The organism is Paenibacillus sp. JT31N7, assembly GCF_059692095.1.
Genome location: NZ_JCAUAT010000005.1, coordinates 79,769 through 92,146, shown reverse-complemented (window position 1 = coordinate 92,146; position 12,378 = coordinate 79,769). Strand labels below are relative to the sequence as shown.

Annotated in this window: 13 protein-coding genes; 9 read left to right on the top strand and 4 right to left on the bottom strand. The window is 55.3% G+C overall.

Features of this window, described 5'->3' with window-relative positions; genetic code table 11:
• Positions 1 to 201 precede the first annotated feature (201 nt).
• The 3 genes from AC58P5_RS20860 to AC58P5_RS20850 form a co-directional block, all read right to left on the bottom strand.
• Positions 202 to 528: a DUF3139 domain-containing protein gene (locus AC58P5_RS20860; protein WP_497389960.1), complete on the bottom strand. Its 327-nt coding sequence runs from the start codon at positions 526 to 528 to the stop codon at positions 202 to 204.
• Positions 529 to 712: 184 nt separating this feature from the next.
• Positions 713 to 1,987: a BaiN/RdsA family NAD(P)/FAD-dependent oxidoreductase gene (locus tag AC58P5_RS20855; RefSeq protein ID WP_497389958.1), complete on the bottom strand. Its 1,275-nt coding sequence runs from the start codon at positions 1,985 to 1,987 to the stop codon at positions 713 to 715.
• A gap of 290 nt (positions 1,988 to 2,277) precedes the next feature.
• Positions 2,278 to 3,345: a metallophosphoesterase family protein gene (locus tag AC58P5_RS20850; protein ID WP_497389956.1), complete on the bottom strand. Its 1,068-nt coding sequence runs from the start codon at positions 3,343 to 3,345 to the stop codon at positions 2,278 to 2,280.
• A 225-nt stretch (positions 3,346 to 3,570) separates the two neighbouring features.
• Between AC58P5_RS20850 and AC58P5_RS20845 the strand changes: the two genes are divergently transcribed.
• The 9 genes from AC58P5_RS20845 to acpS all read left to right on the top strand — a co-directional run bounded on the left by AC58P5_RS20845 (position 3,571) and on the right by acpS (position 11,335).
• Positions 3,571 to 3,864: a LiaF transmembrane domain-containing protein gene (locus AC58P5_RS20845; protein WP_497389954.1), complete on the top strand. Its 294-nt coding sequence runs from the start codon at positions 3,571 to 3,573 to the stop codon at positions 3,862 to 3,864.
• Between the two features lie 35 nt (positions 3,865 to 3,899).
• Complete coding sequence (locus AC58P5_RS20840) at positions 3,900 to 4,562, top strand: PspA/IM30 family protein (RefSeq protein ID WP_497389952.1); 663 nt, start codon at positions 3,900 to 3,902, stop codon at positions 4,560 to 4,562.
• 3 nt (positions 4,563 to 4,565) lie between these two features.
• Positions 4,566 to 5,078 (top strand): PspC domain-containing protein, encoded by a 513-nt coding sequence (locus tag AC58P5_RS20835; protein WP_497389950.1) that lies wholly within the window; start codon positions 4,566 to 4,568, stop codon positions 5,076 to 5,078.
• 2 nt (positions 5,079 to 5,080) lie between these two features.
• On the top strand, positions 5,081 to 5,779 hold the full coding sequence (locus AC58P5_RS20830) for a PspA/IM30 family protein (RefSeq protein WP_497389948.1): 699 nt from the start codon (positions 5,081 to 5,083) through the stop codon (positions 5,777 to 5,779).
• Between the two features lie 275 nt (positions 5,780 to 6,054).
• Entirely contained in the window at positions 6,055 to 6,183 is a 129-nt protein-coding gene (locus AC58P5_RS20825; protein WP_497389946.1) for a hypothetical protein, read from the top strand.
• Between the two features lie 125 nt (positions 6,184 to 6,308).
• On the top strand, positions 6,309 to 6,743 hold the full coding sequence (locus AC58P5_RS20820; RefSeq protein ID WP_009676320.1) for a BrxA/BrxB family bacilliredoxin: 435 nt from the start codon (positions 6,309 to 6,311) through the stop codon (positions 6,741 to 6,743).
• A 509-nt stretch (positions 6,744 to 7,252) separates the two neighbouring features.
• Positions 7,253 to 9,538, top strand: coding sequence for a glycosyl hydrolase family 18 protein (locus tag AC58P5_RS20815; protein WP_497389944.1), 2,286 nt, complete (start codon positions 7,253 to 7,255; stop codon positions 9,536 to 9,538).
• Between the two features lie 132 nt (positions 9,539 to 9,670).
• The gene (gene nadE, locus AC58P5_RS20810; RefSeq protein WP_497389942.1) at positions 9,671 to 10,480 is read left to right on the top strand and encodes an NAD(+) synthase; all 810 of its coding nucleotides are present in this window, start codon (positions 9,671 to 9,673) and stop codon (positions 10,478 to 10,480) included.
• A gap of 468 nt (positions 10,481 to 10,948) precedes the next feature.
• Positions 10,949 to 11,335: a holo-ACP synthase gene (acpS, locus tag AC58P5_RS20805; protein WP_497389940.1), complete on the top strand. Its 387-nt coding sequence runs from the start codon at positions 10,949 to 10,951 to the stop codon at positions 11,333 to 11,335.
• Between the two features lie 262 nt (positions 11,336 to 11,597).
• Here acpS and AC58P5_RS20800 read toward each other — a convergent pair whose 3' ends face one another.
• Positions 11,598 to 12,152, bottom strand: a complete 555-nt coding sequence (locus tag AC58P5_RS20800; protein WP_497389938.1) for a hypothetical protein — start codon at positions 12,150 to 12,152, stop codon at positions 11,598 to 11,600.
• Positions 12,153 to 12,378: the final 226 nt, after the last annotated feature.

Sequence of the window (12,378 nt, the reverse complement as noted above, 5' to 3'; positions counted from 1 at the left end):
CAGCTTGGCCAGCGTCTGCGCTTGACAAAAAAACATCCGTTGAAGACGGACAAGTACCATCCTGGATGACTAAAAAAGCCTAGTCAAAAAGCTGTTTCCGATATTGTAACGGAGCAGCTTTTTTACTTTTTTAGCGGTTATAAAATTTTCTTTACTATCAAGAGTCCGTTTCACTTAAGTTTGCAGGGCCTATTTTTACGGTTAATGTGCTCTATCATCTATATGTTTAAATTTTTTGCCGGATAGAATTTCTCCGTCACTGGGTCCCAATTGAATCCAATTATCTTTTTTGACATAAGAATAAGTAACTTCAGGCTCATCTTTAAAAATAACAAATACCGCATATTGAGGCATCTTTCCAAATTTCGAGCTTACTTGAGCTATGTCGTCTTCCCGGTATTGCTTTTCTTGGATGAGATAGTTTTTTAATTCTTTCTCTACTTTTTTTTCATTTGTGCATATTACACCCAAAATAACAATTACAAGAAAGACTAATCCTGTTCCGCAAATAGCTAATATTTTTTTCAAACAGCTCCCTCCTTTCCTTCTTGTGACTTGCAGGGAATTAATTACATATTTTACCCGCTGACTTGATGAAAAGTTTCTTTCGAAACTTCCTCAATCTGTAATAGGGAGGAACGACAAAAAACCGGCCCTTCCGAAGGAGAGCTGGTTTTTCTCGTTCTCTTTTTACACATCCGTCTTCGTACCTCTAAACTCTCGCTTCCTCCGCCCGCATGGCCGCATGCTTGCCGGCCGTATACCCCGTGGCGAAAGCCGCCGTAATGTTGTAGCCGCCCGTATACCCGTGAATATCGAGAACCTCGCCGCAAAAAAACAGGCCCTCCGTCAGCTTGGATTCCATCGTTTTGGGATCGATTTCTTTCAAGTTCACGCCTCCGCCGGTGACGAAGGCTTCCTCGATCGACAAAGTTCCGTTAACGCGAAGGGGGAAAGCTTTCAGAAGCTTGCTCAGCTCCATCCAGTTCTGCTTGGGCAGGTTGGCGTGGGTGAGCGCCTCGTCCAGCTCGGCTTTACGGAGCAGCAGGGGAACGAGCCGCTCGGAGACGGCGCCCTTTAGCACGTTCTTGATCGCCCGTTTCGGTTCGGCCGCGGCGAGTGCCAGCGTCTGCTCGTACACTTCCTCCGTACTCTGGTCGGGAAACAGGTCGATGGTCAGCTCGACGCTGTCCTTCTGCGACTTGCGGAGCTCCTTGACGACGAACTGGCTGCAGCGCAGCGAGATGGGGCCCGATATCCCGAAATGCGTAAAAATCATATCGCCTTGATGGGTAATCAGCTTCTTGCCCTTGGCGTTCCATACCGTCAGCGCCGCATTGCGCAGCGACAAGCCCTGCAGTTCCCGGCTTTTGATAAAAGGCTCGGCCGAAGTAAGAGGCACTTCCGTGGGAAAAAGCTCGGTAATGGTATGTCCGGCTGCCTTGGCCCAAGCGTATCCGTCGCCCGTCGAACCCGTGTGAGGCACGGACTTGCCGCCGGAGGCAACGATCACGCATTTGCCGCGCAGCGTCTCCCCGGTTTGCAGCCGCACCCCGGTTGTCCGCCCGTCCTCGTAAAGCACGCGGTCTACGGAGCAGTTGGTCCGGATGGACACGCCTTGGCTGCGCACTTGGCGGATCAGCGTATCTACGACGGTTTTGGCTTTATCGGAGACGGGGAACATGCGCCCGTTGTCTTCCTCTTTCAGCCGGATGCCGAGATTTTCAAAGAAAGCGATAATATCCTGGTTGTTGAAATGCGAGAAGGCACTGTATAAAAAACGGCCGTTGCCGGGAATGTGCCGGATCAGCTCGTCCATTTCCTTATTGTTCGTGACGTTGCACCGTCCGCCGCCCGAAATTCCGAGCTTCCGGCCCAATTTGTCGCCTTTGTCCAGCAGAAGCACATTGGCTCCGTCCGCGCTTGCGGCAACGCCGGCCATAAGTCCCGCCGATCCGCCGCCGATTATGATGACATCGTAAATCATGTAGTGTAAACTCCCTGAACCTTCGAATTTTATTCGATCATATCACGGATCGTCCGCTTTTCAAACCGATAGGGGCCGAGCCTTCGAAGGGTGTATGGAGGCAAAATTGGAAGGGACCGGCGGGCGATCAGGAAAGGGGCGAACCGCGGCAGCTTCCGCGACGAGCCAGGAAACGAAAAGACCGTCCAGCTTTCTCTCTTTTCTTATTATATAGGGCCGCTTAAAATGCAGCTCAGGATTAGACGGCAGCGTATATAAGGTAAGGGTCGGAACAGGAACCGGCCGCGTGTTCAGGAAAGGTTCAGCTTGTGAACGTAGGAACCGATCCACGACCGGCTGTAATGCTCCCGGACCCGGATGACCAGCTTGTCCGGGTATACCTGGACAAGAAGACTCTCGCTCTTCGGAGGATGTACCGGCTTTTCTTCAAAATCAAGCACTTTCCGTACCGAGGAAGAGCCTACGGAGAGAAAGCCGGTACGGGCCGCCTGGCCGCCCAGACTCCAGTCGTAATGGGAATGGCCGGAGAAAAGAACGGCTTGCGGATAGTCCGCCAATACGTGGCGGAACGCCTTATAGTCCGTTACGCCCCGCTCCCGCCCGGAGCCTTTCAGCGTATGGACAAGGGGCTGGTGCAGGAAAACGAAGACCGGCCTGCCCGGATGCGTCCGGGAGGCCTCGGACAAGCGGCCGCCGAGCCAGTTCATCTGCTCCACTGACAGGTATGCGTCTTCCAGGGTATCTTTAACGACGTCCCGGTAACCTTCTCCGCTGAGGAAGATGAACGTGTACCCGGCCATTTCCGCCGCATGGTACGGCTTCTCGTAGCCGAAGCAGTCCGTGAACAGTCCGATCGCCTGCCGTGTGCTCCAGAACGGATTAAGCCTCGACGTATCGATAGAGCCGAACGGCGTGCGCCACATCCGGTAATACTCGTGGTTGCCCATCGTCGCATGAAGGGGCGGATGGGGCATGGCGTTCAGCACCGCCGCCAGCGCGTTGTAATCCGCCGGATTGCCGTCGGTCAAGTCGCCGTTAAGCACCATCATGCCGCTTTCCGGCGCAAGAGCGGCATGATCCAGTAAGGCCGCCCGCAGGAGATCCTGCGACAGTTTATCGTGCGCCTCGATATGAATGTCGCTCAGCACGGAAAACGTCAGCAGTGCCCGGGACGTCTCTTCCGGAGAAGACGGCCGTCCGCCGTCCGCTCCGGGTCCGGCCTGCTGCCCGGGCTGCTGCGGGGCCGCTGCGGCAAGCAGGGCTGTTGCCTCGGGGACCGTCTGCCGGCCCAGAGGCGGCAGGCAGACAGCTGTGCAGCAGGCCAGAAAAACCACGGCGGCACGCTGAAAATGTTTCACGGCACACTCCCTCCGTTTCCATCGTCAGGATCATTTGGGTTAGTGTTCCTCGCCGCCTGTTTTCTATGCGTAAGTCCCGGGCCGTAGCCGGTTATCCTGAGGTCTGATATCGGCCCCGACTTAGGTCCAGGACCAAAAACCGCCGCGAGTCCGTTTTGGCGAATGCCGCTGTCGTCTAGAATAAAGACATAAGACAACGACAACGAAAGGCGGTGACGCAAAAAGATGAAACGCAATCCTAACATGGGCCTCGCGATCGTGCTGATCGCATTCGGAGCCTGGCTGATTCTCGGCAAACTGGGCATTCACCTGGGACCGATTATGAGTTACCTGATTCCGATCGGAATGGTCGTGGTCGGCTACTTCGGGATTCAGAGAGGCAGCAAGCTGGGCTGGGTAATCGCCCTCCTCGGGATCTTCGCCCTTCTAGGCAAAATGACGACATTGTTCATTATCCTGATCGCTGTCGCCCTGATCGCGTTCGGTGTATCGATGCTGAAAGGCACATCCAATTCATAAGGCCAAGACGCTGATAAAAGAAGGTGGTAAAAACAATGAGCATTCTGAAACGAATTCGTGATATAACGGTAGCAACGCTGAACGAGCGGCTGGAGGAAAGCGAGGATCCCATCCGCCTGATCGACCAATATCTCTCGGCCAAGAGAGAACAGCTCATGCAAAGCGAGCGGTTGCTTCAGCAGTGTTCGGCACATGCCTCCTCGCTGAGACAACAATACTTAAGTGCACTGGAAACGAAAGAGAAACGCGAGCAGCAGGCCGCACTCGCCCTGAAAGCGGGCGAAGAGAACATGGCCCGCCTCATCCTTCACGAGAAGCTTCAGGCCGAAGAGCGCAGCGACCAGTACCGCGGCCTCTACGAGCAGGCGGGACAGTCGGCCGCCGAGCTGGAAGAAGAGCTTCAAGCCATGCGTGCCGATTACCAGGAAGTGCTCGACAAGCGGGGCTACTACATGGCCCGTATGGAGTCGGCCAGACTGCAGCAGCGGCTGAACTCACGCCTGGGTTACGGAGACGGTTCCTCGTCGCCCCGCATGTTTTACCGGATGGAAGAGCACGTATCCGATATGGAGATGCAGGCACACGTCCTACGCGATCTGCGCCGTACAACCCGGGAGGGCGGCTCGGAGAACTCGAATCCGGCTTTAGAGAAGGAGCTTGAGGCGCTGCGCCGCAAGATTAACCGGGAGGAGTCATAATACATGAGAAAACTATACCGCTCGCGCACCGACAAGAAAGTAACGGGACTTTGCGGCGGACTTGCGGAAGTGTTGAACGTCGATGCAACCCTGCTGCGGCTGCTCACAGTCGTCGCGGTGTTCATCACCAGCGGTTCGCTGATCCTGCTTTACTTCATCGCCAGCTTTATCGTTCCGAAGGAACCGGGCTTCGACCCACCGCGCGGTCCTTACGGACCGGGCCCGTACGGCGGAGACTCCTACGGTCCTTACGGCAACGGCAACAATAACTACGGCGGCTCTTACGGCGGCAACCAGGCCTACAACGGCTGGAACGGCAAAGAAGCCAGAAACGGCAGACAGCAGTCCGCCGCGGGTTCCTCTTTCGGAGCGCCTAAGGCCGATAATATTGATGAAATGATGAAAGATATCGAGAAAAAAGCGATGCAGCGCGAAATCGAGGAGCTTCGCGGCAAACTCGACCGCCTGGAAAAGCACCAAAAACCAACCAATAACGATTCCAAAGGAGATGTATAAACATGGGAGTTTTTTCGAGAATTAAAGATATGACAAAGGCGTCTATTCACGAGGTATTGGATAAAGTCGAAGATCCGATCGTTATGCTCAACCAGTATATCCGCGACATGGAAGAAGAAATCGCGAAAGCGGAAGTGACCGTGGCGAAGCAAATCGCCAACGAGCGCAAGCTGAAACAGCGCCTGGAAGAAAGCGTACGCCTGTCCGCCGACCGTGAAGGCAGAGCGTCGGCCGCGCTGAAAGACGGCGAGGAGCAAGCGGCCCGCCAAGCGCTTGAGGAAAAATTGTACCACGACGAGAAAATCGCCGAGTATACCGATCTTCACGAAGCTTCCAAAGGTCAAGCGTCTGAACTGACCCAACAGCTTCACGAAATGAAAGACGAGTATTACAAGCTGCGCAACAAGCGCAACGAGCTTGTGGCCCGCACACAGCTGGCCAAAGCGAAAAAGCAAATGGCTCAGGTGAGCTACAACGGCGTGATCGAAAGCGGCAATGCCTCCAGAGGCTTCCAGCGCATCGAGGAGAAAATCATTCAGTTGGAAGTGGAAGCGGACATTGCCCGCAAGCCTTACGTACCGGCATCCGGCTACAGCAGCGCATCCAGCTACAACCCGTCTGACTCCGCCAAGCAGGCCAAAGTCGACGAGCAGCTCCAGCAGCTGAAGAACAAAATCGGCGGAACGAAAGCCGAGAAGTAATCGCCTGAAGCACGCAGCTTTATGACTGACCGGCGGGCACCGGAATTCAGAGCAGGAATTCCGCCGCCTCCGGCCGGTTCTTACCCGCGATAAGCGGAACCTCTTGTACAGCTATACCTGTTCTTGCCTTCGGAGATCGGACTCCGGGGGCTTTTTTTTCTGTCCGTTTCCGGTTGGTTGACCGATCAGACGACGCGGCACCGTACGGGTGAGTAGGCGAATTGCAGGCGAACGCGGAGCGCATACTACGGAAAAAGAAAGGAGATGAACCCCGAATGGCTAAATCCAACAACTCCAAAGAGCAGGATATTCACGAAAAAGAAAACAAACACCGCAAAAGCACCCCGTCCGAATCCGGCGGCGTCGATAAAAAATTGAACGGACCGAATTTTCCCGCGACGTAGCGGTATTCAGGGCCTTGCGGACGCGATGGATCTTATCCAGCCCCTTTGCTTTCTTTTCCCGCGATTGTATAATGGAATGGAAAAGAAAATGTCCATGACATTGATCACAGGGGAGTGAACCGATTATGGTGATGTCTTTTGACTCATATATGAGAGACATGGTACAACCAATGCGTGAGGATCTGACCCGCATCGGCGTGAAAGAACTTCTGACGCCCGAGCAGGCAGCGGAAACGCTGGAAAATTCGGAAGGAACGCTGCTGCTCGTTATCAACTCCGTTTGCGGCTGTGCGGCGGGCCAATGCCGTCCTGGCGTTGCCAAAGCGCTGCAGAACGAAGTGAAGCCGGATCACCTGTACACCGTTTTTGCCGGTCAGGAGAAAGAAGCGACGGCTAAAGCCCGCGAATATCTGGCGCCTTATCCGCCTTCGTCGCCTTCGATCGCGCTGTTTAAAGACGGCCAGCTGGTGCACTTTATCCAGCGCCACCAAATCGAAGACCGTTCCGCCGACATGATAGCCGGCGATCTGACGGATGCCTTCGAAAAGTACTGCAAATAAGAACGCGGCCGTTTAGCCGGTCCGTTCCGAATAGAACAAGCTCCTGCGGCCGTCTTTTGACGGAAGCGGGGGCTTTTTTCTTGTTTGCGGAACGGCCTCGGCGGCGTACGGCTTAAATTAGTCATTTCGCCCTAACACGTTGGGCACATCGGACTATATCCCGCCCGGGACGAATTGAGTAAAGTTTTAATATAAAGAGAGCGTTTCCAAAATGGAGAAAAAGAGAGGCAAGGCTTTAAGCCGGGCTGTAAATTTTTTTCCGGGATCGGAAGCGTCCGTGGACGTGAGTGTAAAATGAACAGCTGAATCCGGAGGCGGGCATGATTTCTTCATGCGGCCCGGAGGAGGTGATGGAGCGGATAAAAATCGGGATGAGCGGCGCAAGTACAGACGGCGGCATGACGCTGATTACAAAGCGGCAGGACGCAGCAATCAAAAGGAGGTTTTTTGAAAGCGTTTTCTAAAAGTTCGAAAAGATTGTCCACTTTTACGAGAAAGAAGGGAAATGAATGAAAAGCAACAAAAAAATAAAAATGACCTGGCTGAGCTTCTTTGCGCTCCTGCTGGCACTGCTCCCTCTGTTCAACACGGGCGCGGGCAGGGTCTCGGCGGCCGAACCGGCCAAAATCGTCGGGTATTTTACTTCCTGGGGAATTTACGGCCGCAATTATCAAGTTAAAGATATCGACGGCTCCAAAATGACTCATTTGAATTATGCCTTTGCGGACATCTGCTGGGGCGGGGTGCACGGAAACAATTCGGCCGACAGCCCTAACAAGCAGACTTGGTCTTGTACGGATTCTCACGTGCCCCTTCAGTCTAAATCCGTTCCGAACGGAACGATCGTGCTTGGAGAGCCGTGGGCGGACGTAAATACGCCGTACGCCGGCTACTCGTACGAGGAGTGCGACCAGAAGGCGCTTTGCGGCAACTTTGCGGGTCTGCGCGACCTCAAGAAAAAGAACCCGTCGCTCAAAACGCTTATCTCCGTGGGCGGCTGGACCTGGTCGAACCGTTTCTCTGAAACGGCCGCGAGCGCGGCAACGCGCGAAACTTTCGCCAATTCCGCTGTCGAGTTTATCCGCACATACGGCTTTGACGGCGTGGATCTGGACTGGGAGTACCCGGTAGCGGGCGGCCTGTCCGGCAACACCTACAGCCCTGCGGATAAGCAGAACTACACGCTTCTGCTCAAAAAAGTCCGCGAGAAACTGGACGCAGCAGGATCGGCGGACGGCAAGAAATACCTCTTGACCATCGCGTCCGGCGCCAGCCAGAAGTATGCGAACAATACGGAGCTTTCCGAGATCGCCAAAACCGTCGACTGGATCAACATCATGACGTACGATTTCCATGGCGGCTGGGAAAAGTCGACCAACCATAACGCGGCGCTTTACCCGGACCCGAACGATCCGTCCACGGGCGACATCAAGAAGTTCAACACGAGCGACGCGATCGATATTTACTTCCAGTCGGGCGTTCCGGCCGACAAGCTGGTGCTCGGTCTTCCTTTCTACGGCAAGGGCTGGAAGGGCTGCCCTCCCGGACCGAACAATGACGGCCAGTATCAGACCTGCGTAGGGGGCTGGGACGGCAACGTTCTGCCGACCGGCACATGGGACGACTGGGCGTCCGGCAACAGCGGCACGTTCGATTACGGCGATCTCATGGCCAACTACGTAAACAAGAACGGCTTCACCCGCTACTGGAACGACACGACCAAAACGCCGTATCTGTTCAACCCGACGAGCGGCACGTTCATCTCCTATGAAGACACGCAATCCATTGCCGCCAAAACGGCTTATATCAAAAGCAAGGGCCTGGCCGGCGCGATGTTCTGGGAAACCAGCTCCGACTGCCGCACCAGCCCGAAATTCTCCTGCACCGTCAAGCTGCTCGATAAAGTAGCCGCCGACCTTCAGACTCCGGCAACTCCGGATACTCAGGCACCGACAGCGGTCACGAATCTGATCTCTACCGGCAAAACGTCGACCAGCGTAGCCTTGAGCTGGACGGCCGCGACGGATAACGTGGGCGTAGCCGGTTACGAAGTGTCCTACGGCACGACGAAAGTCAATGTGACGGGAACCGCCGCCAACATCACGGGCCTGACGGCCAATACCGCGTATACGTTCATCGTAAAAGCGAAAGATGCGGCAGGCAACGTATCCGCCCCGGCTTCCGTAAACGTAACGACGGACGGCGGAACGACAACCCCGGATACGCAGGCTCCGACAGCGGTCACGAACCTCGTCTCCACCGGTAAAACATCGACCAGCGCAGCTCTTAGCTGGACAGCAGCGACGGATAACGTAGGCGTTACGGGCTATGACGTCACTTACGGCACGAAAACCGTCTCCACTACGGCGACAAGCCTCAACGTGACCGATCTTACGCCGAACACAGCCTATACGTTCACGGTTAAAGCCAAAGATGCGGCGGGCAACGTATCCGCACCGGCTTCCGTAACCGTTACGACGGACCCAGCGACGAACCCGGGCTCTCCGGTTCAGCCGACCTTCACCGTAACGAGCGATTGGGGAACCGGCTACAACTTCAGCTTCTCCATCAAAAACACGGGAACGACCCCGATCACGAACTGGAAGCTGGAATTCGATTACACGGGCAGCATCACCTCCGTCTGGGATGCGTCCATCGTCAGCTCCGCCAATAACCACTTCGTGATCAAAGGCGCAGGCTGGAACAACACGCTTCAGCCTGGAGCAACCGTTACTTTCGGAGGCGCGGGACTTGTCAAAGCCCAGCCGACGAACATTGTGGTAACGGGCAGCTAAGCCGCCAGGGATTTTTGAAGTGAGGTAACCTGACATGAAAAACCGTTCTGGCCATCCTTTTGGTGGTTGGGGCGGTTTTCTTTGTGGTAAGATAAGTTCAAACCTTAGGTGTGGAGAAGGAGGATTTTTTTAATGGGCTTGCAGCAGGAGATAATCGAAGAGCTTGGCGTCAAACCGCAGATCGACGTTCAGGAAGAAATCCGTAAACGTGTGGATTTTCTGAAGCAGTATGTAAAAACGGCGGGCGTATCGGGGCTGCTGATCGCTATCAGCGGGGGCATCGACAGCGCGGTAGCCGCCGGTCTGTGCAAAATAGCGACGGACGAGATGACGGAAGAAAGCGGCAAAGAGTATAAGACAGTCGGCGTTTTCCAGCCGTACGGGACTCAAGAGGATATTCACGACAGCTACGCGACGGCAGAAGCGTTTAATCTTAAATACCGCATGGAAACCAATATCGAAGAAGCGGTGAACGAGATCGCGCTCGAAGTCGAGTTCGGTCTGAAAAATGCGGGCGACTCCCGCCATATGAGTAAAGAAGGCAAGGGCAATGTGAAGGCGAGAACACGGATGGTCGTGCAGTATGCCATCGCTTTCGAAATGAACCTGCTCGTCGTCGGTACGGATCATGCTTCCGAGGCGATTACAGGCTTCTTTACGAAGTGGGGCGACGGTGCGGTCGATATCACTCCTCTCAGCTCCCTCAACAAACGCCAGGTACGCGCTCTGGCGGCCGAACTGGGCGTTCCGGACAGTGTGCTGCATAAAGTTCCGACTGCCGGACTGTGGGAAGGACAGACGGACGAGAAGGAGCTTGGAGTCAGCTACGAGGACAACAGCGACTATCTGGAAGGCAAAGCGATCGATCCGACCGCCGCGGAAAAACTCGAGAAGCATTATATGAAAACGAGACATAAGCGCGGCCGCATTCCCGGCATCTAAATCCGGACTCGGGCAGAGCCTGCCCGGCCGGTGTATTTCGGAGACGTACTCTTTTTTTCGTAAAAAGAGATAAAGAAGCGGAAGAGCGGAGCTCTTCCGCTTCTTTTGCTTATGCACGTGTTTCACCAAGGAACGGAAGGGAGTGATTACGTTACTTTTTTAGCAGAGCGGAACAAGGTACGGCGGAGATCAACACAAGCGAAGCCAATGCGGACCCCCTGCGAGTCCGGAAAGCAGCGGCGGGGCGAACCCCTTCTATACCGCGCGAAGCTCCCAGCGTGCGGTGCTCGGCGTCACATGGCGATGGTTAAGCATGATGCCGGCCGGACAGCAATTCCGGTTGTTTTGACCGGCTTTCTCATCTTCGCATAGGGAAGAAGACGCCCCGGCTTGACCTTGCGGAATGGCCGTGCCACAATCAGGCAAGGTGAACGAACCGGAAAAACGATGGGTAACGGAGGGGTACAAATGATTATCGGGGTTGGAATGGACATGGTTGACATCGCCCGTGTAGCGGGGCTTCTCCGGGAAGAGAGCGGAGATCGGTTCATGCGGAGGATTTTAACGGAAGAAGAACAGCAGCTTGCAGCCCGAAAAAGAGGCAGGCTGGCGGAGTTTACGGCAGGGCGTTTTGCCGCGAAAGAGGCTGTAGTGAAGGCGCTTGGGTGCGGAATCGGCCGCCAGGCGGGATTTCATGACGTCAGCGTTCTTCCGGACGAATCGGGCAAGCCCCATTGTTTCTTATCCGAGGGGGCGAGGCAGCGTCTGGGCCTCGGACAGGACGTTGTCATTCATTTGAGCATCACGCATACGGATGCGATGGCGGCGGCCTACGCGGTTGTCGAGCGGCCTTAGTCGACAAAAGGTTGGGATCGGTTCGGCGCCTATAAAGGCGTGTACGTAAGGCTGCGGATATATAAAGTCGCAGGGAAGGCCGCAAGCGAGTTGTCATATAAATGAAGCTTTCCAGCGCGTCACGGGCAGCGCGGCGCAAAAAAAAGACAGCCCGTTACCGGAAGCTGTCTTGACGGCGCGGCGCCAAAGGCCGCAGGTGTGCGTGGAGCGCCTGTATAAGGCCCGTGTGCCAAGCGGATAGCTTGTCCGGTACCACCGGCGGCTATCCCTTTGCAGGCGCGAGCGGCCTTGTCAGGGACCAGGCGCAGACGAGCAGGCTGAGCCCGCTCATTCCCTGCAAAATAACGCCGGAGTAGCCCAAATACCAGAGGGCCATCACGATCGTAAGCGCGAAGAGCCACAGGCCGAGCCAGAAGAGACGGCGGTCGGCGGCCGCTCCGAGCAGAACGAATACGACCGAGAGCAGGAACGCCCTCAGCAGCGCGACGAAATAAGGGCCGACCGCTTGTACATATTCGAGCACGGCTACGGCGCCGATCAGCATAACGGCGGGAAAGGCGAGCATAACCATAGTGATGGAGCTTTCGCGTGCGGCGCCGGTTTTACGGCGCAGTTTTACCCAAATCACGATGCTGGCAAGCACGGCGGCTGCGAATACTCCCTGCGCGAGCCAGTCTAAATCGACCCATTCCTGAAAGAAATCGACCGCTGCCGCGACGACTCCCTGAATGCCCCATACAGCCAAATAAGGAGCGAGCCAGCGAAAGCCGGGAGGGATCACGGCTGGTCTGCCGGGTGCCGTTCGGGCTTCTTTCATTTTGTACAACCTCCGTTCCCGAATCCAATCATCCGAAAAAGTCCGAATACGACAAGAATACCCAATTCAGCCCGCAAAAACAAGCAAAGGCCAGGCAGTTCCATCCTCTCCTCATTTGCTTTATAATAAAAGGTTGTGGGTGTTCAAAACGTGTGAGCCCCGGAGAGGAGAGGGAATCCAGGTGGCAGAGCTTGAACGGCAGCAGGAACGCAAGGAGCCGATAGCG